A 26,932-nucleotide genomic window follows, 5' to 3' on the forward strand; every position below is an offset into this window, starting at 1 on the left:
AGTCAGGTGAGAAGCGGGCGCTTCTGCTTTACTCGAAATATAATATCATCTCAGTTCAGAAAAGTCAACTCACTTGTTTACTTTTCATTTCATCCAACCGAATTACACGTGTATGCTCAGTGTGACTCCATTGTTTGTTGTTCTGCGTGAAGAATGCATAGAACGTAATTGGCCACCAAGAAAGCATGAAAATCGGATATAGCAGTAGATACTTGTACGTCTTTTTATGAGCTTTTTCAATAAGCATAGACATCGGAAGCAATACGTAGATGGCCAAGCTGAGTGAATTGATCACAACGGGATTAACATGAACCAAGGCTGACTCAGCTGTCCCATGTGAAGTCATGGATTGGATCCATAGCATAACCGTTAGAATAGCACCAAAGAAGAAATTATATACATTCGCCGAATAAATCGCCGCGTCAATTTTCATCCAGCTGCCCGTTTTGATCCCTTGCCATAGCAACGGGAAGAAGAAACGTTTAGCTACTTCAAAGTGACCTTGCATCCAACGAAGACGCTGCTTCGCGGAAGCATTAAACGATAGCGGCTTCTCATCGTAAACACGCGTATCATAGTTGAATGTCGGTTTGATACCCATCTGGATACATCTCATTGAGAATTCAAGATCCTCAACCAAGCTCGTTGCCCGCCAGCCAATTTCCTTTAAGAGATTGGAGTCGAAGCACATCCCCGTACCGCCAAGAAAATTGGCAAGACCCAAGTTTGATCTAGGCGTTTGAACAAAACGGTTCGCGTAGAAGTACGAGATGGCAAAAGAACCAGTAATCCAAGAGTCATTCGGATTCTTCGTGTCAAGGTAAGCTTGAATAACGCGGGAGCCTGAACAAAGATCGTTATTCATGTGGATCAAATAATCAGGACTAACCAGGTTATCCGCATCGAACATAACGATTCCATCATACTGACGCTCACGCTTCCACAACTCTTTCAGCATCCATTCAATCGCATACCCTTTCCCTCTGAGGTTTGGATTGCGGCGCTCCATTGCATATACACCATGGTGGCGTGCAATGTCAGCCGTGTTATCTGTACAGTTGTCACAGATCACAAAGATGTCAAAGAGCTCTTTCGGATAATCCAACGTCTTCAAATTCTCAATCAAGGCACCAACGACTTGTTCCTCATTATGAGCGGCAACTAATACAGCAAACGATTTCTGCGGAGCAAACATCTTTTTGTTTTTGGGACGATACCAGCCAAAAAACGTTAAAAACAACTGATACGCACCGATCAAAGCCAAGAACACTTGAACGGTAAGCATAATCTTGTCTAGCATGAAGCAAAATCCCCCTTTTTTTGTGCACGTCAGCTATCTTTTTGTATGCCTAGTGCGTTTATGTACAGGTAATTCATGTCAACAGGCAAACGGTGAAACAATCGTTTTTGATTTTCCTCTCTTTCACCCCGTTTGTCAAAGTCTGCAAACACCGAAAAAACGGCAGTTCTTTGAAATTTGGGTGGTTCGCACACACCGAATAGAGCATGCGCTTGAAATCGGGTCGAAAATGTCTTGTTTTCATCGTTTTTCATTTATTGTGTACCAAAAGTTCACCATTTAGACGAACACTGCCTTTTCTAAGCGGCAACTTCATTATTATAAGTCACCTAGCTAATTGCTGACAACTTTTGCTTAATTACCCTGTTAATGGATGTAGCTAACTACCTTAACAACATTCGCATTACACAGTCGGAAAGAGTCCGTCGTTCACAATAAGGACATATCGTCGCGATTTCTACGGGATAGTCGTTCCAAATTCGGGGAACACTAACAAGAAATACTGCGAAATTGTGCCGAGTCGAGTCGAAGATATTTGTCATCCTAACATAGAAATGTTAACGCTAGATTAGCGCAACATTAAATTGAATTTATGAATATTTATCATACAGTTAATCCTCCTCTAATAAACCCTTCGTACAATAAAGATAGAGAGGAATTTCAGTGAGAAGGAGGCAACAACTCATGAGTAAAGTCGTCCATTGGCTTCAGCATCATGAAACACGTCTATTCCACTTCGTCAATCAACGGATCCAACATCATTTCCTCGATCATTTTTTCACGAAAATCACACATCTAGGTGGTGCCACAGCCGCGATCATGGTCTCTGTATGCTTAGCATGCTTTGGGCAAGGCTCGCTGCGTATAGCTGGTCTTCAAGCACTGCTAGCTTTGACGATTAGCCACATTCCTGTTGCTATTATGAAAAAGAGATACCCAAGGCTTCGGCCATATCTCGTCCATCCGCAAACCATTACACATAAAAACCCCCTAACTGATCATTCCTTTCCCTCTGGTCATACCACTGCCATCTTTTCGGTTATTGTTCCCATCGTTTATGCTTTACCCAGTCTCGGACTCATATTGATCCCTCTTGCATGTTGTGTTGGCCTATCGCGGATTTACCTGGGACTTCACTATCCATCTGATTGTATCGTAGGTTGTTTGCTTGGAACGACGGCTTCGCTAGTGACCGTAGCATTCTGGGGGTAAATCATGGAACATCTATCGATTAAAAAAAGAGTACTCATTCTCTCAGAAGGCTTCGGTGCCGGCCATACACAAGCTGCATTCGCTCTTGCCAGCAGCTTAGAGCAGCGCTGTCCTACCATCGAAACACGTGTAGTGGAGCTCGGCTCCTTCCTCCATCCCACGTTGGCACCATGGATTCTCAGCGCTTATAAGAAAACGATTTCTACGCAGCCAAAATTGTATGGTCGTTTGTACCGTGCTCAATATCAAAAATCGCTCAATCCGTTGACTCAGCTCGCGCTTCATCGCATTTTCTATGCGCAAACGGCAGCCATGATCAGACATTGGGCGCCCCAAGCCATTGTATGTACGCATCCTTTTCCCAGTGTCGTTGTATCTCGATTGAAAAGAGCAGGTTTACGCATACCCTTATGCACAGTTATCACAGACTACGATGTTCATGGGACATGGGTCAGCCGAGAGGTGAATAAATACATGGTGTCTTCCGAGGATGTTAAACACAAGCTCATCGTGCATGGCATCGCGGCCGCACATGTCGAAATCACAGGCATACCCGTTCATCCAAGTTTCCGGGAAGTACACGATAGGACACTGATTCGACAGCAATTCCAGCTGTCTGCCCTGCCTACCGTATTGGTCATGGGCGGAGGTTGGGGCTTGATCGGCGGCGATTCTTTGAGCGAGCACCTGCTGACTTGGAGAGACCGAATTCAGTTTATTTTCTGTTTAGGACGTAACGAGAAAGTTCTAATGAAGCTTGCATCGGATCCGAGGTATCAGCATCCCAATATCCATCTGCATGGATTTACACAAGAGATAGGCAAGCTCATGGAGGTCTCTGACTTGCTAGTAACCAAGCCTGGTGGTATGACGTGCTCGGAAGGACTTGCAAAGTCGATTCCCTTGTTGTTTTATGATCCCATTCCAGGCCAAGAGGAAGAAAATGTGCATTATTTTACAAGACATGGCTTCGGAGAATCGATCCAATCGGCAGATACAATCTCTCACTGGTTGTCCATGCTTGCTGGTCGCTATGCGGATGTGCAAGCCAAGCGTGTTTCTAATCAAAATAGGAAGAGTCACCTGCCGGCAGGCGATGGATCAGAAGTGATCCTGCAATTGCTTGGATGAAAAAACAGACGATCCATGCTGCTTAAACGCAACATTGGAAAGTCTGTTTGGTTTGTGTCTATTCTGCTGATTCTTTCGATTCAGCGGCCAAGACGGATGCAGCGGCTTGCTTCAATTGCTCTTGATGTGTAGACAATGCTTCTTGTCCTATAACAACTTCACAGCGATGAATATTCATGCCTTGCCCCGCGAACTTCGTTTCGTATTCGGTCATCACATGATCTGGATGAATACCATCCACATGAAGATTCAACGAAATATTGCGCATTCTCAGACCCATATCGGCAAAGGAATTCAAAGAAAATTCGAATAAGGATTGAGAATCGGTTTTCAAATGAATTTCGCCTTTGGCGTTCAAGATTTGTTGATATTTGGCAACAAAGCCTGGGTGGGTTAAACGTCTGCGTGCATGCTTTTTCTTCGGCCAAGGATCACTAAAGTTCAAATAAACGCGCTCTAACTCACCTTCAGCGAAAGCATCCTCAATATGCTCGATATTGAACAGCATCAACCTTAGATTTGGAATGCTAAGCACCGCATCTTCTTCATTTTCCACTGTAATTTCATGAGCGACTTTAGCCTTCTCACTTGCTTTGCGAATCAGTTCATCATACATATCCACACCAATGAAATTGATGTTCGGATATTTTTTGCTCATTGCACTAATAAAGCGCCCTTTACCCATCCCAAGCTCGGCATGAATCGGGTTATTATTTCCGAATAACTCGGCCCATTTGCCCTTATAATCCTTGGCATTCATCACAACTAGTTCTTTTTGACGTTCTATATCTTCTCTAATACCTTTTCTGCCCCGTAAACGCATTATTCATTTTCCTCCTACACGTACATGCTTTCGAATACAAATCATAGTCGATTCTATAAAAAAAATCAAAAGCTTTCTCTCATAGATGAGAGACATTTAAGCGTAAACTACAAGAAAACACCCTCCAAAATGGAAGGTGCTTCTGAGGTGTTCAATGAACATTATTTATAACTTTCGTCTCTTCTTCTATTATTGCTTCGTAGACCTGCTAGGCCCAAAAGCCCTATGAGACCTAACCATCCCCAGCTAATATCACTGTCATTATCCGTGGTTGCATAAGCTCTATAAGTGCTTGGTGGCGTTGTCGCTATGCTCTTTGTACTCATTCTATCAACCATGTTCGTGTTGCGATCGACACCTCTTCCGATCGCATTAGCTCCGCGTTCAACACCTCTTTCAACTGCATTAGCTCCTCTTTCAACCGGATTCGTTCCATATCCATTAATATGGTCCATGACACCAGTTCCCCTTGTCGTGGTTCCATATCCGGAATACGTATTAGGTGTCGTACTATTTCCGGTGTAAATACCATTCGTTCCATTTCCACTAAAATTTTGCGAGCTGACGCCAGTTCCTAACCCCATTCCTGGTGAAGTAGCATCATAGTTGCTTCCTGTATAGCCCGTTGATGTCGTAGTCCCCGTTGTTGTCCCCAATGTCCCTATTGGTGATCCCGTTCCGGTTGCATTCCCCATATCCATGTTCCTTGCCTGAGCTCCTGCCGCCCCCATACTTAAAGCTGCTGTCAATGCTACCGCCAAAGTTATCGTACGAAACTTTTTCATGTAGTCAATTTCCCCTCTCAGCTCGTAATTGTGGTGCAAGGTTATCATGCTCGCATATGAACAGTTTTATTGGGGGACTTGTTGGAAAGGCAGGGGTCGCTTTCATGTGTAATTTTCGATACAATATAGGTTGAAACAAAATAAACACTGAGATACGTCCTCCAAGGACGTATCTCAGTGTTTATGGAGAAATATAGCCATATTATTAGGTGAAACATATATATTCTCATATTTGACAGAAAGAAAGGATACAGGTCCTATGTCTACATTAATCCAGGAATCACCTCAGCTTTGGGGCGATAAACGTTTCCATACATGGAATTATGAAATGCGCGAAGCACTTGGCGGTAAAGTATTCAAGGTAATGTTGGATGCTGGCTTCACCTGCCCCAATCGAGACGGCAATATTGCAACTGGTGGATGTACCTTCTGCAGCGCACGCGGATCGGGAGATTTCGCAGGAAGTCGCCGCGACGATCTTGTCACACAATTTAATAAGATACGCGATCTTCAGCATCAAAAATGGCCCGAAGCCAACTATATCGGTTATTTCCAAGCCTATACGAACACCTACGCACCAGTAGAGCAGTTGCGCGAGTATTATGAAGTTATTTTGCAGCAACCAGGCGTTGTAGGCTTGTCTATCGCGACGCGGCCGGATTGTTTACCGGATGATGTCATTGAATACTTGGCTGAATTGAATCAGCGCACATATCTATGGGTAGAAATGGGTCTGCAGACCGTTCACGAATCCACTTCTGAGCTCATCAACCGTGCTCACGATACGAAATGTTATCTGGATGCCGTTGCTAAGCTGCGCAAGCATAATATCCGCGTCTGTGCGCACATTATTTATGGATTACCTGGAGAAACCCATGAAATGATGCTGGATACCGGGAAGGCCGTTGCTCAGATGGATGTGCAAGGTATCAAGATCCACCTCTTACATCTCATGCGCAAGACACCGATGGTGAAGCAATACGAAGCAGGCTTACTGCAATTCTTGGAAAAGGATGAATACGTCAAGCTAATCGTCGATACATTGGAAATTCTACCGCCAGAAATGATCGTTCATCGTCTCACTGGGGATGCGCCGCGGGATCTACTAATTGGACCGATGTGGAGCCTCAAGAAATGGGAAGTGTTGAACGCTTTTGATAAATTGTTGTTGGAGAGAAATACATGGCAAGGGAAGTATTGGGCGGGAAAAGAAAGCTTGACTTAACATAGCTGCGTTCTGAAAGAGCATCCTGGAGAAAGGGAACCAGGATGCTCTATTTGCGATAAAGTGGCTTAATACCACAGATCAGACAATTAGCGCATCGTCACAAAAATGAACTATCGGGAAATTGGAGGCCACTTTACATATGGGATTAGTATCTGTTCTGAGTTATGTACATCAACTTATCGGGCAGCGTGTCCAGCCAGGTGATACTGTTGTGGATGCCACGTTAGGCACAGGCGTTGACGCCTTGTTCATGGCGAAGCTCGTCGGCCCACGCGGCAGCGTGTACGGCTTCGATATCCAGCAGGCTGCGCTGGATCAAACCGAGCAGCGTCTGGCGAAAGAGCTGCCAGACGCGCACGTTGCCATGAGCTTATGCAGCCATGCGCTCATGGAAGCGGCCGTGCCGCAAGACCGCCACGGCAAGGTCGCCGCGGTCACCTTCAATCTCGGCTACCTGCCTGGAGCCGATACAGCCATTATCACCGAGCAGGAATCCACCATTCCTGCTCTTGAAGCCGCCCTCCGCCTGCTGCGCAAAGGCGGAATCGTCACCATCGTGCTGTACAGCGGACACGATGGCGGATCGGAAGAAGCCGCAGCGGTCGAGCGCTGGGCTTCTCAACTTCCGCTCGCAGCGTTTCAAGTGCTGCGGTACCAATTTGTAAATAGAAGCACCTCTGCGCCGTATCTCTTAGCTCTAGAAAAAAGATAGCTACATGATATAATGCTAGAGAGTAATAAATGACAGATTAATAGAATAGACTAGGGGAAAGTAGGGATTGTTTTGAAATCATACCCGCTACAATTTCAACCTGAAATGAAAGAACGTGTTTGGGGAGGCAGAACCCTTGAACGATTTGGCTTTGAGCTTCCTGAAGGCGCCATTGGCGAAGGCTGGATGATCGGTGATCATCCGAACGGAACAACGAAAGTCATCAACGGCGAATTAGCTGGCTTAGGTCTTGATGAAATCCGCGAGAAATACGGCAAAACATTGTTTGGTACCAAAGGATTTTCTGAAAAAAATGGTCGTTTCCCGCTTCTCATCAAGCTGCTGGATTGTGAAGACGATTTGTCCGTGCAGGTTCATCCGAATGATCACTACGAGAATCTTGCGGCTGGTGAGCTTGGCAAAACAGAAATGTGGTATATTCTCGATGCAAAGCCCGGCGCCAAAATTATATATGGCATGAAAGACGGCGTAACACGGGAAAGCCTTGCCGAAGCCATTGCGGACAACCGCATTATGGACTGCTTGCAAGAAGTACCTGTTGAAGCTGGGGATTCCTTTTACATACCTGCAGGTACGGTGCACGCGCTAGGCGCGGGAGTACTTGTAGCCGAAATTCAACAAAATTCCGATACCACGTATCGGTTGTATGATTATAATCGTCCTGGCTTGGATGGCAAAATGCGTGAGCTTCATATCGAAGACTCGCTCAATGTCATCGCGTATGAAGGTTCAGGTTCCACACGCATGAAAACGGATTTGACAGAAGCCGGCACATGGCTGACGCTCGCGTCTTCTCCTTTTTTCACCGTAGAAAAAGGCCTTGTAGGCCCGCAGTGGGAACTCGCAACAACGCCAGACAGCTTCGTCATCCTTGTGATCGCGGATGGTAACGGGACTCTGCAATGGGCTGACGGTCAGATCCCAACCAAACCAGGGGACTGTTTCTTGCTTCCTGCCGATTTGGGCAGCTACTCACTTGAGGGCAGCATGACAGTGATTCGCAGTTATTTGCCATAAACGAAGCGAAGGTATCGCTAAATAAAGAAAGCTCTCTGATCGCGCCGCGTTTGACGGGCACTGTCAGAGAGCTTTTATTTGTGAGCTAGCCTTCTTCCGAAAGGCTGCTTTCTTTGAGAATTACGTCGTGCGCTCCGCCTTCAACCAATGATGTCGCGGAAACTAGTGCGATTCTTGCATTTTGCTTAAGCTCATCGAGTGTTAATGAACCACAGTTGCACATTGTTGATTTGATTTTGCCTAACGTCTTGTCGAGGTTCTCTTGCAGACTTCCCGCATAAGGAACGTAGGAATCTACCCCTTCCTCGAACAGAAGCTTGCTTTTGCCGCCTGTGTCATAACGCTGCCAGTTGCGAGCACGATTGGAGCCTTCGCCCCAGTATTCTTTCACATAGTTGTTACCTACTTTAAGCTTTCTTGTCGGGCTCTCATCGAAACGAGCAAAATATCTGCCCAACATAACGAAGTCAGCGCCCATCGCCAAAGCAAGGGTAACGTGGTAGTCGTGTACGATACCACCATCAGAACAAATCGGAATGTAGATACCGGTTTCTTTAAAATACTCATCTCTCGCTTCAACAACCTCCATGACAGAGGAAGCTTGGCCGCGGCCAATACCCTTTTGTTCCCGCGTAATACAGATAGAACCGCCGCCGATCCCTACTTTGATAAAGTCAGCTCCTGATTCTACTAGATAGCGGAAGCCTTCACGGTCAACGACGTTACCCGCACCGATTTTGACATCAAAATTCTGTTTCACATATTGGACGGTCTCATGCTGCCATTCGCTGTAACCGTCAGATGAATCGATAACGAGAATGTCTACGCCCGCCTCAACAAGCGCAGGAACTCGCTCCGTATAATCCTTCGTGTTGATTCCAGCGCCGACAATGTAGCTTTTGTTTTTATCCAGCAGCTCCATCGGGTTCTCTTTGTGCTCGTCATAATCCTTACGGAAAACAAGCGTGTCCAATTTCCCATTGTCATCAACAATCGGTAAACAGTTTAACTTGTGATCCCAGATAAGGTTATTCGCTTCTGACAACGTAATGCCAGATTTGCCGTAAATCAATTTTTCGAAAGGTGTCATGAACTCTGAAATCTTACGATCCAACGGATCACGGCTCCGACGATAGTCACGACCTGTTACGATCCCCAGCAATTCCCCGTTCGCTGTGCCATCGTCGGTGATCGCAACTGTGGAATGGCTTGTCTCTTCTTTCAAAGCTAGCACATCATTAAGCGTTTGCTCTGGTTTCAGGTTAGAACGACTTACGACGAAACCAGCCTTGTACCCTTTTACCTTACGCACCATCAGTGCTTGTTCTTCAATCGACTGCGAGCCAAAAATAAACGAAATCCCGCCACTACGCGCCAACGCAATAGCCATTCCATCATCGGATACGGCTTGCATGACAGCAGAAGAAAACGGGATATTCAGTGAGATCGCTGGCTCCTCACCCTTATTAAATTTGACTAACGGTGTCTTCAACTTTACATTTGCCGGTGTACATGCCTTCGTCGTCAGGTTAGGAATCAACAGAAACTCACTAAACGTACGAGATGGTTCCATATAATACGTAGCCACTTTACAATTTCCTCCTTGATCCATAGGTAAATTTTTATAATCTTATCACTGAACCTTGCCTGTGGTCAATGGATTTTTTAGGGAAATGTTCAGTAGGCTGCGAATCGGCGTTATTTCGTCCAAATTTGAGGTTCGGAACCTTTGCTCGAATATTCAATATAAGACGGGGAAATGTCCATCACGACATAGTTAGGATCATGCGGCCCCTCAAACCATTGCTTCATATCATCGGTCCATAGCTTCTCACGAAGGGCATTGTCCGAAGAGATCGTAGCGGTAGCCTGAATTTGCAAAATATTTGGCGTAGACTTACCGTCATATCCTACAAGAATATGCACATGGGGATTTTCTTGGAGTTCTTCGACCTTATCTGTTTTCTTACTCGTCGTTAAATAAATCTCCAAACCGTCGTGAAACAAGGCCATGTAACGCACCTTGGGCTTGTTACCGTCAATCGTCGCAAAGGAGCACACTTGATTGGCGTTTAGCACCTGGATGATTTGCTCTTCAAGTTGTGAATTTTTCGTTTCAATCATACTAAGCTCTCCTTTCAGTCTCAACCTGCTTTAACTCCCCTAGATTACCCAATTTGGGACAAAAAATACCCCTCACGGCGGTCGCGTGAGGGGGTTGGTTGTTAGATCGTTGCCAGCTGCTGATGCAGCGGCATCGTGTAGTAGGACGCCGGCTTCTGTGCGTCCGGCGGGAAGTGCACGACAAGCAGCTCCTTGCTGCTTTCGTCGAGTTGTCCGCTTTGCAAGTACGTTTGCAAAGCGAATGGCAGGACCTCAAGCATCGCATGCTTGTGGAGGTCTTTTTCGTTGATGCGGAGGCTCTGGAAGTCTCCGCTGACGAGCTCAGGCTGCTCCGCGACCAGCTTGAGGTACGCATTCTGTTCGGACTTCTCCAAGGTGAAGTCCCACCAGATTTTGCGCGGCTTATATTTATGGCCGAGGAAGTAGTCGAGCTTCATCAGGCCTTCGATGATGTGCATGTTTGGCGTTCCGCGATGAATCAGGAACTCGCGTAAGCGAGTGAACAGATCCTCGAGCTGATGCCCTATCTTCTGCCAGCCGCGGCCTTCCCAGAAGTCGCCGAACTCTTGGAAGAAATCGAACGCCGACGCGAATTCGTTGGCGATTAAGTGCTTCACCGTATGATCCATGCGGTGTGCATTCCAATATTTCTCAAGCACATCCTCCACCCGCTTGATGCGAATCAAATCGGTGAATGGCAGGATGTCATTGCCGAGAATCTCGTAAGGGGCGTGATCCATATAAATATAGCCAAATTTATGTGCATCCTTACGCATGCCAGTGCCGCGCAGCATTTTGAGGAAGCCCAGTTGAAGTTCTTCTGGTCCTAGCTCGAAAACATCGTTAAACGTCTTACGGAACGAGTTGTAATCCTCTTCAGGCAATCCGGCGATGAGATCGAGATGCTGATCGATTTTGAGACTGTTTTTCACCTTGGACACGGTGCGGCTCAGCTTGAAGAAATTCTGTCTACGCTGCACGAGGTCGTTCGTCGTGTCATTCGTCGATTGCACTCCGATTTCAAAACGGAACGTGCCCGGAGGGGCATTTTCAGCTAGATAGTCAAGAACCTCAGGGCGCATGATATCTGCCGTAATCTCGAATTGGAACACGGTGCCGCGGTGATTTTGGATGAGGAATTCGAAGATTTCCATCGCATAGTCACGTTTAATGTTAAACGTACGATCCACGAATTTGATCAGCTTCGCACCTGAGTCGATGAGGTATAGCAAGTCTGACTTCGTTCGCTCCATGTCAAAATACCGCACACCCACCTCGATACTCGATAGGCAGAATTGGCAAGAGAACGGACAGCCGCGGCTCGTCTCGAAGTAAACAACACGATTCGCCAGGCTTGGAATATCTTCCTTGAAGCGATGCGGCGACGGAATATCATCCAGCTTCAGCTTCGGTCTGCCCGGCATAAGAATCACTTCTTGCTCCTTGCGGTAGGCAACGCCATACACGAAATGGTATTTACGCGTCGTTGAAATCTCTGTCAGCAGCTGGTGGAATGTTTCCTCACCTTCGCCCATAACGATGAAATCAACCTCAGGAATGCGGTCCATCCAGTAGTCCGTGTCATATGAAACCTCAGGTCCACCCAGGACAATGAGGATTTCGGGTCTGATTTTTTTGATCATTTTGATAATGTTGATTGTCTCTTCAATGTTCCATATGTAGCAGGAAAAGCCCAGCACATCTGGCGCCTTCTGATAAATATCAGAGACCACATTCATGACGGGATCTTTAATCGTATATTCGGATATTTCAACATCAAAATCCTTCTCGCAGAACGCTTTCAAATAGCGCAAAGCCAAGGAGGTATGAATGAATTTGGCGTTCAGTGTGGATACAAGTACTTTCATATGAAAAAAACCTCGTTCTATTCTGGGTTATCGTGCCTTCTAATTCTACACGAAAACGGAGGAAATACAAAGACAAGCCCTCCCATGAGGGACGACTTAAGCAGCGCGTTTGGAGAAACGGATGACTGTTAAAGAACCATATCGTCGTCCAAATGCGGGACTTCATAGGGGAATTGCAGGTAGGAGGCTTCTTCGATGGCGTTTTTCCAGCGTTCGGCGTGGGAATAGAGCTGCTGCTCGACTTCTTGAATTTTCTGATGAATTTCGCCTGCAGATTCAGCCGGTTCACGTTGCAGCGCTTGCTGTAAGGTCGTGCGTTCTTCGAACCATTGCGTTAATTGGTATAAAAGCATAGGGACCCGCCTCTCTCACGATAGATGATGTATGTGCTAGTGTTCCCTGATTTGAGGGGGTGTATTCGGGGTGGCGGAAGCGAGTGGAGGCGGGTGGACGAGGTGAGTGCAGGAAGCAAGGAGAGGCTCGAGTTTCGAGCAAAATCCAGCTTCGCTAAGTCAGCTCAACTCGCTGTACACGTTAGAAGGTTAGTTGGAGTAGCTGAGCCTCACTAAAGCTGGATATTCCCGCTTCAGTATGTTTGTTGGAGTAGCTGAGTCGCACTGAAGCTGGATATTCCCGCTTCAGAATGTCTGTTGGAGTAGCTGAGTCGCACTGAAGCTGGATATTCTAGCTTCAGAACGTCGGTTGGAGTAGCTGAACCTCACTGAAGCTGGATATTCCAGCGTCAGAACGTCGGTTAGAGTAGCTTAGTCGCACTGAAGCTGGATATTCCCGCTTCAGAATGTCTGTTGGAGTAGCTGAGCCTCACTAAAGCTGGATATTCCAGCTTCAGTATGTTTGTTGGAGTAGCTGAACCTCACTGAAGCTGGATATTCCAGCTTCAGAACGTCGGTTGGAGTAGCTGAGCCACTCTGAAGCTGGATATTCTAGCTTCAGAACATCGGTTGGAGTAGCTGAGTCGCACTGAAACTGGATATTCTAGCTTCAGAACGTCGGTTGGAGTAGCTGTGCCTCACTGAAGCTGGATATTCCAGCTTCAGAACGTCGGTTGGAGTAACTGAGCCTCACTGAAGCTGGATATTCCAGCTTCAGAACATCGGTTGGAGTAGCTGAGCCACTCTGAAGCTGGATATTCCAGCTTCAGAACGTCGGTTGGAGTAGCTGAGCCACTCTGAAGCTGGATATTCCAGCTTCAGAACGTCGGTTGGAGTAGCTGAGCCACTCTGAAGCTGGATATTCCAGCTTCAGAACGTCGGTTGGAGTAGCTGAGCCTCACTGAAGCTGGATATTCCAGCTTCAGAACATCGGTTGGAATAGCTGAGCCGCTCTGAAGCTGGATATTACCGCTTTAGAATGACAGTTAGAGTAGCACCTCTTGACGTTGGAATATCCAGCTTCGCAAAGTCAGCTCAACTCGCTGCTCCTAGCCTACTGCGGCGTACGGAGTTGAGTAGCTTACTTGAGGTTGTTAGTGGGGGAAATACGCCGTTTTAACGTAAACACCCGCAACTAATTAATAGTTACGGGTTGTGGGTTTCGGTTTCGTGGTAGTTATCTATTTCAACAAAGCCCCACCCTGCTCAAGGACAGCTTGGAGTTCCGCTACATTAATCTCCGCTGGAAGCACGCCATGCTTAACAGCGAGTCCCGCTGCTGAACCTGCGGCTTGCCCTGTCGCCATGCAGCTTGGCGTGAGGCGAGTGGTCGCGAGCGCTTCATGCGTAGTGGAGATGCAGCGCCCTGCAGTGAGCAGGTTTTCGATTTTTTGCGGCAGCAGGCAGCGGTAAGGGATGTCGTAGGCGCCGTCGCCTTTGACCCAAGCTGCGGTGACGCCTTTGCCGGACGGATCGTGGATGTCGATCGGATAGCCGCTGCGTGCGATCACATCATCAAAGTGACGGCCTTGCACGACATCGTCCACTTGCAGCGCATATTGACCATCAATCCGGCGCGTTTCACGGATACCAATCTGTGCGCCGACATTGGAAATGGAGGCTTTTTCAAAGCCTGGCAAGTTATTTCTCATAAATTCGGCGACCATGAGCACTTGCTTACGTCCAAGTTCCTCGGCCTCAGTCAAGTCCTCAACATTGGTGCCATCCAGCCCCTGCACACGCGTGGTATTGACCAGTACTTCGTCGTCCTCTGGACCTGTGAAGAACAGCACTTGATCGCGATTGATCGGAAGATTCGCTTCCTTCCAATGCTTGAAATAGCCTAGTACACCAGACAGAGGGAGATCAGCGAGCTCGGAGAAAGGCGTCTTTTTATAAAACTCATCCGGATGGTCGATCATGTATTGTTTCACGGCAGGCAGGTTCACACCGCGCATTCTGAATTTCATCGTCATTGGTTGTGTCGCTTTGTCGCCATCACGCCCTTTCAAACACGGCGCTCCAGACAGAAACGCGAGATCGGCGTCTCCCGTTGTATCGATAAACACTTTGCCACTGACATCGATTCGGCCTGATTTGGACGTCAATTGTACGGATTGAATGCGATTATCCACGGTCTCCACATGATCGACGAAGCTATGGAAAAGCAGCTTAACTCCGGCTTCTTTTAGCATATCAACTGCGAGAACTTTATATATTTCAGGGTGGTAAGGTGTGATCGTATTTACAAAACCTACAGTATCCCGAAGGTGCCCCGGTGAAGCATTCATCGCCATGAGACGGTCAATAATTTCTTGGGCAAGTCCCGCAATGACTTGTTTACCATCCGTCGTATGAAACGTCATCCAAGGATACACCAGCGCGGCCGTCGACATGCCGCCAATAAAGCCGTATTTCTCTATTAAAACGGTTTTGGCCCCGCTCCGTCCTGCCGCAATTGCCGCATTTACACCTGCTGGTCCCCCACCTACTACAACCACATCTGCTTCTATCTGTTTGATCATCTGACTTCGCTCCCTTAGGTAATTTTGTTTAGTATCTCACTTGCCTCTTCCATGCCTTGCTTCTCTCTAAGTGTAGTTTAAAAACAACCTTCTTTTTAGTTTAAATTTAGTTTAAAATTGATGTTACATAAGTTGTATGAAAAGGGGACATCTCAGACGTATGCGTAAACGAATTACGCTCCACGATTTGGCCGCCCAGCTCGGGTTAACGATACAAACGGTATCCAAAGCGCTGCGCGGATTGCCTGGCATGTCAGAGCAGACACGAAGTGAAGTTTTCAAGCTTGCGCGCGAGCTTGGCTATATGACAAAAGATCAGAAGCAAACGCTTCAGCAAGACCTCATCTCACCGTATCCCGTTGTGCAGCGCAGGTTCGTGCTCGTCCAGAACAAGCAATCCTTGAACTTCAATCGCCTGCTGCTGCAAGGCTTGCATGAACGCTTCATGGAGTTCGGCCACACGGTACAGCCGCTTCTCATTCCGCCTAAACTGAAGCCCTCTCAATTTGATGACTGGGCGGAGGATCAAGGCCTGCTGTATGCAGAAGGCGTGTTTATAGCGCCACGGATGAATTGGGATCTCTTGGAGCAAAAGCTGCTAGAATTGCAGCTCCCTCGCATTCTGCTGAATTTTCCGCCGCCGGAGTCCAAGGTTGATAGTGTCATTTGGGATGTGTATGAGGCTGTATATCAGTCGGTTCGAAGGCTAGTCCGAATAGGTCATAGGAACATTCTTTATGTAGGGGATACGAAGGATCAACGGGGATTTGTCATACGTTGGCAGGCTTTCGCCGAAGCGATGAAAGAAGCTGGCGTGACGGTGGATCCGCGTGAGCATGCAATAGAGCGAGATGGTTCGGAGGGGTGGCTGCGTGACTTTGAGCGGATTTATCAGGAGCTTCGGCCAACGGCTGTGATATGCGGCATTGATGAGGAAGCTGCGCCGGTGTATCACACACTTCGCCGATTAGGTGTTCAAGTGCCGCAGCAATGCTCGCTAGTCGCGCTGTTGAATGAGCAAAGCGATACGCTGCCGCTCTGCTCTCGCCCTCAGCTGCCGATTCGAGAGGCCGGCTATCGCGCAGCGGATCGTATGCTATGGCGGATTGCGAATCCGCATTTACCTTTTGAGCATGTGCGGCTGCAGGGAGATTTTTTCACAGGGAGTACGATTCAGAAGTTGCAGGGATAAGCAATAGCGTTTCATTTGCTTTTACGAACGTGGTATATTGGAGGTCGAATGATCTGACCGGAAGGTAAGCCATCGCAATAGGAGGTATTTTAATATGCAAAAGAAACAAGGTTCACGTCCAAAAGGAAGCCTCAGCCATAAACCCAAATTTGGTAATAAGCCACAGGGTCAGCCCTCGAACACTGCTAAGGTAAGCCAGGAGTCGAGTACTCGCCAGTATACGGTGAAGGAGCCTATTGAGCTGCTGCCGTTTTTGTTAGAAAAGCTATCGAGCTTAGGCCGGAATGCTGTAAAAGCTATCCTCGCTCGCGGTCAAGTCGCTGTAAATGGCAAAGCGGTAACAGCTTATAATTACCCTTTGAAGCCCGATCAAACAGTCACGATCAACAAGGATAAAGTCGTCGAGGATATTCCGCTCGCTGGCATGAGTATTTTGCACGAAGATAACGATGTCATTGTAATTCAAAAGGATGCCGGCCTTCTATCCATCGCGACGGATACGCAGGAAAATCAGATTACAGCCTATCGCCAGCTCACGGCACATGTGCGGAACCATGATCCGAAGGCACGGATTTTTGTCGTACATCGATTAGACCGGGATACATCCGGCGTGATGATGTTTGCCAAAACCGAACAAGCCCAACAGCAGCTGCAAAATACTTGGCAGGAAAGTGTTAAAGAACGGACGTACGTTGCCTTGGTGGAAGGCATGGTGCGCAAGCCGGAAGGAACGATTTCATCGTGGCTCAAAGAGCATGCGAAATCACTCAAAATGTACTCCACACCGTACCCCACTGATGGACAACACGCGGTGACGCATTACAAAACGCTGCAAGCCAACAAAAGCTTTTCGCTGCTTGAGGTGAATTTGGAGACTGGACGTAAAAACCAGATTCGCGTGCATATGCAGGATATCGGTCACCCGGTTGCTGGAGATAAAAAGTATGGCTCCAAATCGAAGGAGATTAATCGACTTGGACTGCATGCGCGTGTGCTTGCTTTTGTGCACCCGACGACAGGAAAGTTGATGCGTTTTGAGACGCATATTCCGAAGTTGTTTTTGAATCCTTTTAAAGAGCCAGGTGTGAAGAAATAACAGTGTGAAACAGGACCAATACAAGGAGAAAACCGATGAACATTGTTGTACTTGATGGTTATACATTAAATCCCGGTGATTTAGACTGGAGCCGCTTTGGGGCTTTGGGGCAGCTCATTGTCTATGATCGGACCGCTGTGAGCGAAATCGTTGAACGTGCAGCAGAAGCTGACATTGTACTTACGAATAAAACGCCTCTCTCCGCAGAAACGCTTGGGCAGCTGCCGAAGTTGCGATACATCGGTGTTTTGGCGACTGGCTATAATATCGTGGATATCCAAGCAGCGAAAGAGCACGGTGTTGTGGTGACGAATGTTCCTGCATATAGCACGCATTCGGTTGCTCAGTTGGTTTTTGCGTTAGTGTTGGAGTTCAGTCATCGGGTGCAGCGCCATAGCGACAGTGTGCTTCAGGGGGATTGGGCTGCGTCGATCGATTTCAGCTATAGCAGATCACCGCTCGTTGAGTTACACGGTCAAACAATGGGACTGATCGGGCTCGGCCAGATTGGAAAGCAAACGGCGCTCATTGCACAGGCAATGGGTATGAAGGTGATCGCGACAGGCAGTCGACGCCGTGTACCTGAGCCCGTAGAAGGCATTGAATGGGTGTCACTGGAGGAGCTACTACAGCGTGCAGATGTGGTTAGTCTGCATTGTCCTTTGACACCAGCGACGAATGAGTTGATGAATGCGGAGCGGATCGCTTTGATGAAACCGTCGGCTATTCTGATTAATACGGCTAGAGGTGGCCTGCTTAACGAGGCAGATGTAGCGCAAGCTTTGAACGATGGTCGCATCGCTGGTGCGGGACTTGATGTCCTGACGGTCGAACCGCCGAAGCCAGATAACCCTTTGCTGCATGCGCAGAATGTGATCATTACGCCGCATATCGCTTGGGCAACGAAGGAAGCTAGAGCTAGGTTGATGGCTGTTGCGAGCAGTAATGTGCTGAGTTTTATTGAGGGGCGACCGGTGAATGTGATCGGGTAGGTTGGTTTGAGATGAGGCGAACTGCGGTTACATACCTGTAGTGATGATTTTCACCGTTACGCTACCAAATCGGCGGATTCTCTGACGCTCTCCTGCTGTAAGCGTGTTTTTCATCGTTACAGCTTCCAAATCAGTGAATTCACTGACGATCGCCCTCTGTAAGCGTGTTTTTCACTGTTACAACTTCCAAATTGGCAGATTCACTGACGATCGCCCTCTGTAAGCGTGTTTTTACTGTTACAGCGGGGCAGATCGGATATGCTCAGTTAAAAATGATCTCAAAAAAGGCTGTCTTTCCATGTAGATTTCATCTACGGGATAGACAGCCTTTGGCGTTCCTATTGGATACTCTGATCCAAGGTAAGACTATTTCAATAGGGCCGCATAATCCATCTGCGGCACAAGACCTGTCTCAGCGGCACGCTGGAGCAAGGTCAAGACCGCGCCATATCCGCTCTCGCCGAGATCAGCAGTGAACTCGTTGACATACAGGTCGATGTGCTGCTGCGCGACCTGCGGGTCCATTTCCTGCGCGTGCTGCATGACGTAGTCGCGCGATGCTTCCGGATGCGCCCACGCGTATTCAACCGAGGCGCGAGCCCAGCTCGCGAGCGCCTCCAGATCCATGGTGCGCCGCGCAATGATGGCGCCCAGCGGGATTGGCAGCCCGGTATCGGACTCCCACCAGCTGCCCAAATCTGTTAGAAGCGCTAACCCGTACGACGGGTAAGTAAATCGCGCTTCATGAATGACGAGGCCGGCATCGATAAGGCCGTCCCGCACGGCGGGCATGATCTCGTGGAACGGCATGACCACGATTTCGCCTACGCCGCCAGGCACGTTCTGTTCCGCCCATAAGCGGAACAGTAAGTACGCGGTCGAGCGCTCGCTCGGCACGGCTACTCGGCGGCCGCTAAGGGCAGCCGGGTCAGCCGCACCTTCGCTTGGCTGCATAAGTACAAGCGGCCCGCAGCCTCTGCCCAAAGCGCCGCCGCAGGGCAGCAGGGCATAGTCCTGCAGCACCCACGGGAGTGCTGCGTAAGAGATCTTGAGCACGTCGGGGCCAGTGCCTTCAGCAGCTAGACGGTTCGTTATATCGATGTCCGCGTAGAGGACATCAAGCTCTGGTGCACCTGGGATAAGCCCATGCGCCCAGGCATGGAACACAAACGTATCGTTTGGGCATGGTGAGAATGCGATTTTCATTTTAAAGCACCTCCGCTAATACTGAACCTGCTGCTTCTAAAGCTTTCAAGGCATCACCGATCCGCCAAGCGTCTCGATCTCGCGGGCCGACCGCGTTGGAAATCGCGCGGATCTCCAGCACAGGCACGCCGCGCTGCTGCGCAGCTGTCGCTATGCCGAAGCCTTCCATGGCTTCGGCGGCAGCGCCAGGCACACGCGCCGCAAGCGCAGCGGCGGTTGCCGCTGTTCCGGTGGCCGTGGCCACCGTGAGCACCGGTGCCGCTTGCGCCTGCAGGCCGCCGGCTTGCAACGCCGCCGTCACGCGCTGGGCCAAGTCGGCTGCAATGCTGATGCGCGTTGAGCCGAAGCCCAGCTCGTCCAAGCTGCTGAAGCCGTCCAGCAGCTCTACGCCAAGATCGGCAGCGATGATCTCGCTCGCGATAACAAGCGAGCCGACTTCCGCTTGACCTACAAAACCGCCTGCGATGCCGGCGATAATCAAAAGGTCATAGTCAGCTTTGGCAAGTTCGAGGGCTCCATTCACCGCCGCCGCGGCTAGCCCCACTCCGGCTAATGCATATTCGAATCGGCTATCCTGACCAAGACCCCGCTGAATGGCATCTCGTTCTGGAGCGACTGCTGTCATGACAAGTATTCGCATCGTTGTTTCCCCTTTAAGCTTTGACTTCTATACAGGTATTTTACATGACCCCTGTCCAGAAGGAAACTTTCACGCTTGACACGTACAACTAATTTAAATATCATCTAATTAGATAGATACTAAATTAGTTTATTGGGGGCTGCTTTATGCAATTAGATAAAATCATTACCTATCACAAAGCACTCTCAGACGCGACGCGTATTCGAATGCTTATTTTATTAGCGGACGGCGAATCGAACGGTCAAGCTCTCGCTGAGAAACTGGGCGTGACCCCAGCAACAGTTACCCACCACGCCTCCAAGCTTCGCGAAGCCAACTTGATTCATGAGCGCCGTGACAAAAATACGATTTTCTTCACATTGAATGACGCCTTCATTCGCAGTCACGCTCAGGCGACATCTGATCTTATTTTCAAAAATAAAAAGGAGGTGCCCGCATCCATGGAAACGGAAGACAAGAATGCCAGTCTAAAGCAGTCTGTTTTACGGAACTTTTTCACGCTAGATGGTAAGCTCAAACATATCCCTGCTCAGCTCAAGAAAAAACTGATTGTCCTCGAGCGTTTGGTTGCCGAGCTTGAAAAAGGATGCACTTACGCTGAGAAAGAACTAAACGCCATCCTCAAAAACTTTCATCCGGATTTTGCTACCTTGCGCCGAGAGTTAATTATGCACCAGTTTATGTTTCGGGAAAGTGAAGTCTATGAGTTGAATCCTAGGGAAATGTGGGCGAAGTGGGAAACCTTATCGTAATGATCTCTCCTTCAGCCGCAGCAGCCACTTCTTATATTCCGTCGGTGTGATACCAAGGCACCTCTTAAATTCCTTGGAAAAGTGCGCATAGTTATGATAGCCGAACTGCCCCATACAGCTTGGAATGTCCAATGTCGGATTGAAGAAGATTTGAAGCCGAGCCAAATTAAATCGCGACACGGAATTTAATTGCTTCGGCGACATGCCGACGAGTTCCGAACAAATACGCTCAAAATGCCGCTGTGAGTAGCCACTCTCGGCTACGCTAATGGGAACATCTTGCTCCATCGGTGTTCGATATAGCTTAGATAATATATCAATCATCGCGGCATGCTTAGTTTCTGCTTGGAGATGACGATACAAAAATGCCGTCAGTAAGGCGATACCCTCATCCAATTCTGCCTCTGCCAGCTTCGGAACTAGCTCCGCGAGTTCATGTTCGGGAAAAAAGTCATTGAGTGGAAGAAACTTGTCTTTGAGCTCGCGACTATCCATCTCCTTGAAGGCACGCAAACCCCATGGCAGCAATCGCACACCGAATAAACGGATTGGGCCTTCTGCCGTAAGCGGATGATATTGTGAAAGCGTACCGATAAAAAATGCCCGTGGCATCACTTGCCCGCCTGCGGAATAATCGGCTCCATAATGAAAGATCAGCTCTTGGCAGCCATCTGGCCATAGGGTTTCTCCCTCTTCTGCTGCGCTGTAATCCCGCTCCAAATACCAATAACATTTGATATATCGCTGCAATGTCTCATCCGGCTGGCGTTCCTCATAACGCATGCATGTTTACCTCCATCTCGTATGAGGTCCCCCCTCATTTCGTTCGTCAGCCTTTGATCATGTATCGCTCTCCGATTGAATTCTCCACGCATGTCCCAAACTTTGGACACGTTGCCCAATTATTTATTCCGCATTCGGGACATTCAACCATACAGCCTTTAGTCGAATGACATATAGTAATTTTGTGAAGGGAGGGATTGACATGAGTTGTGGTTACCCTGCTGGTGGTTCTAGCGCTGCTGTAGTCCTCGTTCTATACGTACTCTTGGTTATCGTTCTTGCTACTTTCGGATTTGGTTGGTAATTAAAAAGCCATGGCGGTTGGGACGATGATTTCGTTCCGGCCGCTTACTTTTTCTAGCCCTTTTAGCTATAATTAAATCTTAAGCAAGGAATTTCATCTACTACCTATTTAGGACGGAGACGAGGTATTGTGTCTAAACCGATTTTGACCATTGTGGTCCCTTGTTATAACGAAGAAGAAGTACTCCCGGAAACCGTATTTCAGCTCAGCGAGGTCTTAGATACTCTCATTACTGATCAATTGGTTGCCCCCAATAGTACGGTATTGTTTGTGGACGATGGCAGCAAAGATGCAACCTGGTCGCTCATTGAGCGATTCCACCTCTCCAATCCATTCGTGACGGGGCTTAAGCTAGCCAAAAATGCCGGTCATCAAAGCGCCTTACTTGCCGGACTTCTGAAAGCAAAAGCGTATTCCGACTGCGTCGTCTCCATTGATGCTGATCTCCAAGATGATACAGCGGTCATTCGTGAATTTCTCGTTAAATATCATGAAGGCTACGACATTGTCTACGGTATTCGTCAGGATCGCTCAGCAGATACCTTCTTCAAGCGAGCGACAGCGCAAGGCTTTTATAAACTCATGACATCGCTAGGTGTGAAAATACAGTACAATCATGCAGATTTCCGCTTAATGAGTAAGCGAACCCTTGATAATTTAGAGAAATTTCAAGAGGTTAACTTATTCCTTCGGGGTTTAGTACCTTTGCTAGGATTTCCCTCCACACAGGTTTATTATGACCGTAAAGAACGATTTGCTGGGGAATCCAAATATCCGCTGCGTAAAATGTTGGCTTTTGCCCTCGACGGCATCACGTCATTCAGTGTAACTCCCATTCGTTTTGTCACGGTGATGGGCTTCGTCCTCTTCGCGATGAGCGTCGTTGCAGCCCTTTATGCGATTATAGGTAAAATTCTAGGCGCCAACGTGACCGGTTGGACATCACTCGTGCTCTCGGTTTGGTTCATCGGCGGTGTACAGCTTCTTGCTCTCGGTTTGATCGGCGAATACATAGGTAAAATTTATAAAGAAGTGAAGCAGCGCCCTCTGTTTGTTATCGAAAAGGAACTGACAGAGCACGCTCTGGAAATAGAAGCTGTAACTTCGCAGGCGATTCAACCTGTCACTGCTAGGCGGTAATCGGATGACTTCCAATGCCATGAAATCATTGTTAACAGGCAGCTTCGCACGTTTCTTACTCGTTGGTGTGTTGAATACGCTGGTAGGCTTGTCGGCCAGCTTTGCACTCTTTAACCTATTTGATCTTAATTATTGGGTATCGACCTTTGGTGGGAATACGATCGGTGCGGTGGTGAGTTATCTGCTTAATCGCACGTTTACCTTTCGTTCGAATGCCAGCATCGGCAGCAGTTGGTGGAAGTTCGCACTAGTAATCCTCGTCTGCTACGGGTTTTCCTATGGGATCAGTTGGCTTCTTGCCGAATCGCTAGGATCCTATCTGACGAATGCCAGTACGAGCTGGCTCCATAATGGTGCAATTCTGGTTGGAAATGGCTTGTACACGATTGGCAATTACGTCGGGCATAAATATTTCACCTTCCGTACTCATGATCCGAAAAGGGACAGGGCATCCTAACACCTAAGAGGTGATAGACGATGTCACGAAGAAGAAGAAACCGGGCTATGGTGCCCGGATCCGAACATGGCTTAGGGCTTCTCAAAGCTCACGTCATGCAAAATCAAGGGTACGCCGTTAATCCTGAACGCCCCGATCTTGTGAAGTATGAAGTCGCCCGCACGCTTGGCGTTCCTTTGCAACAAGGCTATAATGGGCAACTCAGCTCGGAAGACGCCGGCAGAGTCGGCGGTCCAATCGGCGGCGCGATGGTGCGGGAGCTTGTACGCATGGCGCAGCAGCAACTCTTAAATCAGCGGCCACCGCAACAGTAAGTATGTCCCGAGTCTAGAAGTCAGCCATAATCCGCCGCGGTTGCACATAAACTAGTAGCAAGCTGCTTGCAGCTCTACTTTTAATGGTGAAGTCAGGTGATGATGGCAGATGAATCCTCCAGGCAATCGTTCGTCAAAGCCCGATTGGAAGGGACTGTCGGCGCAAGCCGGCGATGTGCTTGGCCCCGAGTTCTGGCAGGACATTGCCAGCATTATTCCGCTGACCGGACCCAGAGTTGATATGTATGAGACGCCTCAAGAGCTCGTTGTGGTCGCTGAGGTGCCAGGACTGTCTTCCCCTGAGAACATTCAGCTATCTTTTCGCGACCAATCGCTCCTGATTCGAGGGATGCTCGTTCGTCCATATCAAGTTAGTGATGAGCAAATGCGGCTTTCTGAGCGTTATTTTGGCACATTTGAGCGAGCGATCCGCTTGCCAGGCAGAGCCTTGACGGATCAGATGCGAGCGCAGTACCATAATGGATTGCTTATTATTCGCATTCCACTTGCGCCTCCGGATGGCGAAAAGGTCATCCCTATACAATTTACGTGAGACAATTGTTAATGAAGATTACCGACTCCACTTCATAGGGGAGACTCGGTGATCTTTTTGTTTTGCAAAAAGAGAAATGATTCTGCGTTTGTCCCCATATACATGGGAGGGAGATGCTGAAAAAGATTTGGAGGTGGAGCGATGGTTCGGATTCAATTTCAATCCATTCATATCGATGATATATCGGAAAACTCTAGCGTTAACAAAGGCAGCAATCGGATCAACGGAAGAAAGCATTCTGCCAAGACGAATCAGGGGATCGGTGAATTGACAGGGGATCACAACATGGTGTTGGGTGGAAAGCATACGGTTCTAGATAATGATACGTTTGACTTTAAACCGAAAACACGAAAGAGCTGAAGACGATCCATGTGGTTTCAAAAAAAGAAATCGTCGCCACTTCCCACTAAACCATCCGCTGCTGCTCTTAATGTGCCATCCCCTGTGAGAAACGAGGCTTTGTCTTCTAAGGAAACGCAAACCGTTCACTTATTGGAACAGCGGCTGCGTAGGCTTGAAGAGCAGTTGGCCGACCTTTCTGCCAAGCACCCGCGCATACATATTGATAACCTTCACGTCCATCAGCCTGTTCTCGAAAATTTGACCTTCCGACTCGATCATCTCGATATTAAGGAACTGAGCGGCTCGTTGAATTTGGGAAACAATTTCGGTGCTAAACCGAATGGGAAAGCGCAAGATGAAGCTGTGGATAAGGCCTTCCAGCGTTCACAGGTGACGAAAGAGTCGAAACAAGAGAGATCTACTGAGGGTGTTTCGAGTACGTCTTCCGTCCATGAAGGTTCAGGGCCTGAGCGGACTTCAACGGGCTACCGTTACACACCGCCACAGCCTAAAGCGGAAAAATGAGGTGATTATCGGTGTCTTCTTTCATGTCTCCAACTTTTATTATCGGTTCGATCCGCATCGGTTCCGTGGAAAGTGCCTCCTGTATCAATATGGGGAATAATTGGCCAACTGATTTTCAAAGTAATCAAAAAACGGTTCAAGGCTTTGGCGCCGTCGAAGGCGATCACAATCAGTTGGTCGGTACCCGCTCCATGCTGAACGATTCGGATTTCCTTGACATGCTCAATGTCGGTGATAACGAAACGCCAGAGTGGCTGCAGGAGATGATCACCGCGCAGGCGCAGACATCTGGTTTCACCGCGGGTCCGACTGCCGCCTCGACTCCCGTTTCAGAAGCAACGACAAAAGCTCCGCAAACGGCCGAATAAGGCTGTCGCGGAGCTTTTTTTCAAACACGACCAATGATCAAATCACCCTTCGTATACGGCGCATCGATGATATCGTTGTCGTAAACCGTGTTAATATTGTTCCACACCACATTATGTTCACCACTCACTTCACCGAGGCCGCTGTTGCTTTTACTGCTTGTTGACCAATTCACTTGGGCATTCGCACCAATGAATATACCAGATCCATCGGCTATTGAGTTCACGTGAATCGCATCAAATTGTATCAATGGCGGGTCTAACGGACCGGGCAACAGCTTCTGCATCGCCTACACCCTTTCACCTAAACTTGATTGGTTACGGCTGGTTTAAAGTCCTGATCATTAATTGGAGCATCGATAAAGTCATTATCAAAGATGGTATTGACGAAGTTGCAGGCGATCGAATTACCGATGAATTCACCGGTACCGTAATTGTTTTTGCTATGGGAATCCCAGCTGGATTGTGCGTTTTCACCAATCCCGATCGTTGCATTCGTATTCTGATTATTAATATTGATCATGTTAAACACGATGGAACTCGGCATGCTGCTCACTCCCTGTCCGCGGATGGTTTTAGCTGGCAGCGCGTGTTGCCGGTGCCTCAAGCCGTAAACCTGTATCTTAGCCTATTCAGGGGGCAGCGGATTGGTGCGCATTTCCAATTGGTTCTCAAAACAACAAAAGACTCTTTCCCCAGTAGGAAAGAGCCTTCTATTTCGATCAATCTCAGAACCAGAGTCCTGGACCACCGAAGCCGCCGCCAAAGCCAGGGCCAAAGCCACCGCCAAAGCCAGGTCCAAAGCCACCGCCAAAGCCAAAGCCAGGGCCAAAGCCACCGCCAAAGCCAGGGCCAAAGCCACCAAAGGCAAAAGGTGATGTGCCAATTGCTAACAAGTCAAATAAAACCAATGGGACAATCGCTTTAATTTGCACTTTTTTGCCGTTTTCTGGAGCAACAATCAACTTGTTGCCGCTGATCCGCACTAATTTACCCGTTACCTGTGTACCATCTTTTTTAACAGCGAAGATGTCTTTCCCGATCAATTTACGAACGTCTTCTTTACGAATTTTAGATGCCACGAACGTCCACCTCCTTCAGATGAGTAGAGATACATTGCTCTACAGTGTATG

At 48.2% G+C, this 26,932-nt stretch carries 31 protein-coding genes; 17 read left to right on the forward strand and 14 right to left on the reverse strand.

Translation table 11 applies throughout. The features are described from left to right. Positions 1-64 precede the first annotated feature (64 nt). On the reverse strand, positions 65-1,300 hold the full coding sequence (locus AC1DVJ_RS00710; RefSeq protein ID WP_477587624.1) for a glycosyltransferase family 2 protein: 1,236 nt from the start codon (positions 1,298-1,300) through the stop codon (positions 65-67). A gap of 684 nt (positions 1,301-1,984) precedes the next feature. Between AC1DVJ_RS00710 and AC1DVJ_RS00715 the strand changes: the two genes are divergently transcribed. Next, positions 1,985-2,512, forward strand: a complete 528-nt coding sequence (locus AC1DVJ_RS00715; protein WP_477587625.1) for a phosphatase PAP2 family protein — start codon at positions 1,985-1,987, stop codon at positions 2,510-2,512. Between the two features lie 3 nt (positions 2,513-2,515). Continuing rightward, a complete protein-coding gene (locus tag AC1DVJ_RS00720; RefSeq protein WP_477587626.1) occupies positions 2,516-3,643 on the forward strand; it encodes an MGDG synthase family glycosyltransferase in 1,128 nt (375 codons plus the stop codon). A gap of 58 nt (positions 3,644-3,701) precedes the next feature. Here AC1DVJ_RS00720 and trmB read toward each other — a convergent pair whose 3' ends face one another. After that, positions 3,702-4,466 (reverse strand): tRNA (guanosine(46)-N7)-methyltransferase TrmB, encoded by a 765-nt coding sequence (trmB, locus tag AC1DVJ_RS00725; protein ID WP_477587627.1) that lies wholly within the window; start codon positions 4,464-4,466, stop codon positions 3,702-3,704. 161 nt (positions 4,467-4,627) lie between these two features. Further along, positions 4,628-5,251: a WGxxGxxG family protein gene (locus AC1DVJ_RS00730; protein WP_477587628.1), complete on the reverse strand. Its 624-nt coding sequence runs from the start codon at positions 5,249-5,251 to the stop codon at positions 4,628-4,630. Between the two features lie 259 nt (positions 5,252-5,510). Between AC1DVJ_RS00730 and mnmL the strand changes: the two genes are divergently transcribed. The 3 genes from mnmL to AC1DVJ_RS00745 all read left to right on the forward strand — a co-directional run bounded on the left by mnmL (position 5,511) and on the right by AC1DVJ_RS00745 (position 8,229). Beyond that, on the forward strand, positions 5,511-6,476 hold the full coding sequence (gene mnmL / locus AC1DVJ_RS00735) for a tRNA modification radical SAM protein MnmL/YtqA (RefSeq protein WP_477587629.1): 966 nt from the start codon (positions 5,511-5,513) through the stop codon (positions 6,474-6,476). 142 nt (positions 6,477-6,618) lie between these two features. Further along, complete coding sequence (gene mnmM, locus AC1DVJ_RS00740; protein ID WP_477587630.1) at positions 6,619-7,191, forward strand: tRNA 5-(aminomethyl)-2-thiouridylate-methyltransferase MnmM; 573 nt, start codon at positions 6,619-6,621, stop codon at positions 7,189-7,191. 72 nt (positions 7,192-7,263) lie between these two features. Further along, on the forward strand, positions 7,264-8,229 hold the full coding sequence (locus tag AC1DVJ_RS00745; RefSeq protein ID WP_477587631.1) for a type I phosphomannose isomerase catalytic subunit: 966 nt from the start codon (positions 7,264-7,266) through the stop codon (positions 8,227-8,229). 85 nt (positions 8,230-8,314) lie between these two features. Here the strand turns inward: AC1DVJ_RS00745 and AC1DVJ_RS00750 are convergent, their stop codons facing one another. The 5 genes from AC1DVJ_RS00750 to AC1DVJ_RS00770 form a co-directional block, all read right to left on the reverse strand. Continuing rightward, positions 8,315-9,817, reverse strand: a complete 1,503-nt coding sequence (locus AC1DVJ_RS00750) for an IMP dehydrogenase (protein ID WP_477587632.1) — start codon at positions 9,815-9,817, stop codon at positions 8,315-8,317. A gap of 110 nt (positions 9,818-9,927) precedes the next feature. Then, positions 9,928-10,353, reverse strand: a complete 426-nt coding sequence (locus tag AC1DVJ_RS00755; RefSeq protein ID WP_477587633.1) for a pyridoxamine 5'-phosphate oxidase family protein — start codon at positions 10,351-10,353, stop codon at positions 9,928-9,930. Between the two features lie 101 nt (positions 10,354-10,454). Next, positions 10,455-12,221 carry a B12-binding domain-containing radical SAM protein gene (locus AC1DVJ_RS00760; RefSeq protein WP_477587634.1) on the reverse strand — a complete coding sequence of 589 codons (1,767 nt, stop codon included), beginning with the start codon at positions 12,219-12,221 and terminating at the stop codon, positions 10,455-10,457. 128 nt (positions 12,222-12,349) lie between these two features. After that, on the reverse strand, positions 12,350-12,574 hold the full coding sequence (locus tag AC1DVJ_RS00765) for a hypothetical protein (protein ID WP_477587635.1): 225 nt from the start codon (positions 12,572-12,574) through the stop codon (positions 12,350-12,352). A gap of 1,220 nt (positions 12,575-13,794) precedes the next feature. Then, positions 13,795-15,138, reverse strand: coding sequence for an FAD-dependent oxidoreductase (locus AC1DVJ_RS00770; RefSeq protein ID WP_477587636.1), 1,344 nt, complete (start codon positions 15,136-15,138; stop codon positions 13,795-13,797). A 160-nt stretch (positions 15,139-15,298) separates the two neighbouring features. Between AC1DVJ_RS00770 and AC1DVJ_RS00775 the strand changes: the two genes are divergently transcribed. The 3 genes from AC1DVJ_RS00775 (at position 15,299) to AC1DVJ_RS00785 (ending at position 18,418) form a co-directional block, all read left to right on the forward strand. After that, a complete protein-coding gene (locus AC1DVJ_RS00775; RefSeq protein ID WP_477587637.1) occupies positions 15,299-16,330 on the forward strand; it encodes a LacI family DNA-binding transcriptional regulator in 1,032 nt (343 codons plus the stop codon). Between the two features lie 94 nt (positions 16,331-16,424). Then, positions 16,425-17,426, forward strand: a complete 1,002-nt coding sequence (locus AC1DVJ_RS00780; RefSeq protein ID WP_477587638.1) for an RluA family pseudouridine synthase — start codon at positions 16,425-16,427, stop codon at positions 17,424-17,426. Between the two features lie 35 nt (positions 17,427-17,461). Further along, complete coding sequence (locus AC1DVJ_RS00785; RefSeq protein ID WP_477587639.1) at positions 17,462-18,418, forward strand: D-2-hydroxyacid dehydrogenase; 957 nt, start codon at positions 17,462-17,464, stop codon at positions 18,416-18,418. A gap of 366 nt (positions 18,419-18,784) precedes the next feature. Here AC1DVJ_RS00785 and AC1DVJ_RS00790 read toward each other — a convergent pair whose 3' ends face one another. Both AC1DVJ_RS00790 and AC1DVJ_RS00795 read right to left on the reverse strand, forming a co-directional pair. Further along, on the reverse strand, positions 18,785-19,624 hold the full coding sequence (locus AC1DVJ_RS00790) for a 1,4-dihydroxy-6-naphthoate synthase (RefSeq protein ID WP_477587640.1): 840 nt from the start codon (positions 19,622-19,624) through the stop codon (positions 18,785-18,787). Position 19,625: 1 nt separating this feature from the next. Continuing rightward, on the reverse strand, positions 19,626-20,264 hold the full coding sequence (locus AC1DVJ_RS00795; RefSeq protein ID WP_477587641.1) for a futalosine hydrolase: 639 nt from the start codon (positions 20,262-20,264) through the stop codon (positions 19,626-19,628). 146 nt (positions 20,265-20,410) lie between these two features. On the opposite strand from AC1DVJ_RS00795, the gene AC1DVJ_RS00800 reads away from it, so the two are divergent. Continuing rightward, on the forward strand, positions 20,411-21,016 hold the full coding sequence (locus AC1DVJ_RS00800; protein ID WP_477587642.1) for a DUF2087 domain-containing protein: 606 nt from the start codon (positions 20,411-20,413) through the stop codon (positions 21,014-21,016). Here AC1DVJ_RS00800 and AC1DVJ_RS00805 read toward each other — a convergent pair. After that, on the reverse strand, positions 21,008-21,799 hold the full coding sequence (locus AC1DVJ_RS00805) for an AraC family transcriptional regulator (RefSeq protein ID WP_477587643.1): 792 nt from the start codon (positions 21,797-21,799) through the stop codon (positions 21,008-21,010). The two genes, AC1DVJ_RS00800 and AC1DVJ_RS00805, sit on opposite strands and share 9 nt — an antisense overlap. 202 nt (positions 21,800-22,001) lie before the next feature. Between AC1DVJ_RS00805 and AC1DVJ_RS00810 the strand changes: the two genes are divergently transcribed. The 8 genes from AC1DVJ_RS00810 to AC1DVJ_RS00845 all read left to right on the forward strand — a co-directional run bounded on the left by AC1DVJ_RS00810 (position 22,002) and on the right by AC1DVJ_RS00845 (position 25,802). After that, positions 22,002-22,103 (forward strand): YjcZ family sporulation protein, encoded by a 102-nt coding sequence (locus tag AC1DVJ_RS00810; RefSeq protein WP_477587644.1) that lies wholly within the window; start codon positions 22,002-22,004, stop codon positions 22,101-22,103. A 129-nt stretch (positions 22,104-22,232) separates the two neighbouring features. Beyond that, a complete protein-coding gene (locus AC1DVJ_RS00815) occupies positions 22,233-23,243 on the forward strand; it encodes a glycosyltransferase family 2 protein (protein WP_477587645.1) in 1,011 nt (336 codons plus the stop codon). 4 nt (positions 23,244-23,247) lie between these two features. After that, positions 23,248-23,700, forward strand: coding sequence for a GtrA family protein (locus tag AC1DVJ_RS00820; protein ID WP_477587646.1), 453 nt, complete (start codon positions 23,248-23,250; stop codon positions 23,698-23,700). A gap of 20 nt (positions 23,701-23,720) precedes the next feature. Further along, positions 23,721-24,014: an alpha/beta-type small acid-soluble spore protein gene (locus tag AC1DVJ_RS00825; RefSeq protein ID WP_477587647.1), complete on the forward strand. Its 294-nt coding sequence runs from the start codon at positions 23,721-23,723 to the stop codon at positions 24,012-24,014. A gap of 109 nt (positions 24,015-24,123) precedes the next feature. After that, positions 24,124-24,567 (forward strand): Hsp20/alpha crystallin family protein, encoded by a 444-nt coding sequence (locus tag AC1DVJ_RS00830; protein WP_171631165.1) that lies wholly within the window; start codon positions 24,124-24,126, stop codon positions 24,565-24,567. Positions 24,568-24,708: 141 nt separating this feature from the next. After that, on the forward strand, positions 24,709-24,927 hold the full coding sequence (locus AC1DVJ_RS00835; RefSeq protein ID WP_477587648.1) for a hypothetical protein: 219 nt from the start codon (positions 24,709-24,711) through the stop codon (positions 24,925-24,927). 9 nt (positions 24,928-24,936) lie between these two features. Continuing rightward, entirely contained in the window at positions 24,937-25,434 is a 498-nt protein-coding gene (locus AC1DVJ_RS00840) for a hypothetical protein (RefSeq protein ID WP_477587649.1), read from the forward strand. Positions 25,435-25,457: 23 nt separating this feature from the next. Beyond that, positions 25,458-25,802, forward strand: coding sequence for a hypothetical protein (locus AC1DVJ_RS00845; RefSeq protein ID WP_477587650.1), 345 nt, complete (start codon positions 25,458-25,460; stop codon positions 25,800-25,802). A gap of 20 nt (positions 25,803-25,822) precedes the next feature. Here AC1DVJ_RS00845 and AC1DVJ_RS00850 read toward each other — a convergent pair whose 3' ends face one another. The 3 genes from AC1DVJ_RS00850 to AC1DVJ_RS00860 form a co-directional block, all read right to left on the reverse strand. Beyond that, positions 25,823-26,086 carry a hypothetical protein gene (locus AC1DVJ_RS00850; RefSeq protein ID WP_477587651.1) on the reverse strand — a complete coding sequence of 88 codons (264 nt, stop codon included), beginning with the start codon at positions 26,084-26,086 and terminating at the stop codon, positions 25,823-25,825. Between the two features lie 17 nt (positions 26,087-26,103). After that, positions 26,104-26,346 carry a spore germination protein gene (locus AC1DVJ_RS00855; protein ID WP_477587652.1) on the reverse strand — a complete coding sequence of 81 codons (243 nt, stop codon included), beginning with the start codon at positions 26,344-26,346 and terminating at the stop codon, positions 26,104-26,106. Positions 26,347-26,527: 181 nt separating this feature from the next. Next, positions 26,528-26,881 carry a hypothetical protein gene (locus tag AC1DVJ_RS00860; protein ID WP_477587653.1) on the reverse strand — a complete coding sequence of 118 codons (354 nt, stop codon included), beginning with the start codon at positions 26,879-26,881 and terminating at the stop codon, positions 26,528-26,530. Between the last annotated feature and the right edge of the window lie 51 nt (positions 26,882-26,932).

The sequence above is a fragment of the Paenibacillus sp. P4_A9 genome (assembly GCF_056402415.1).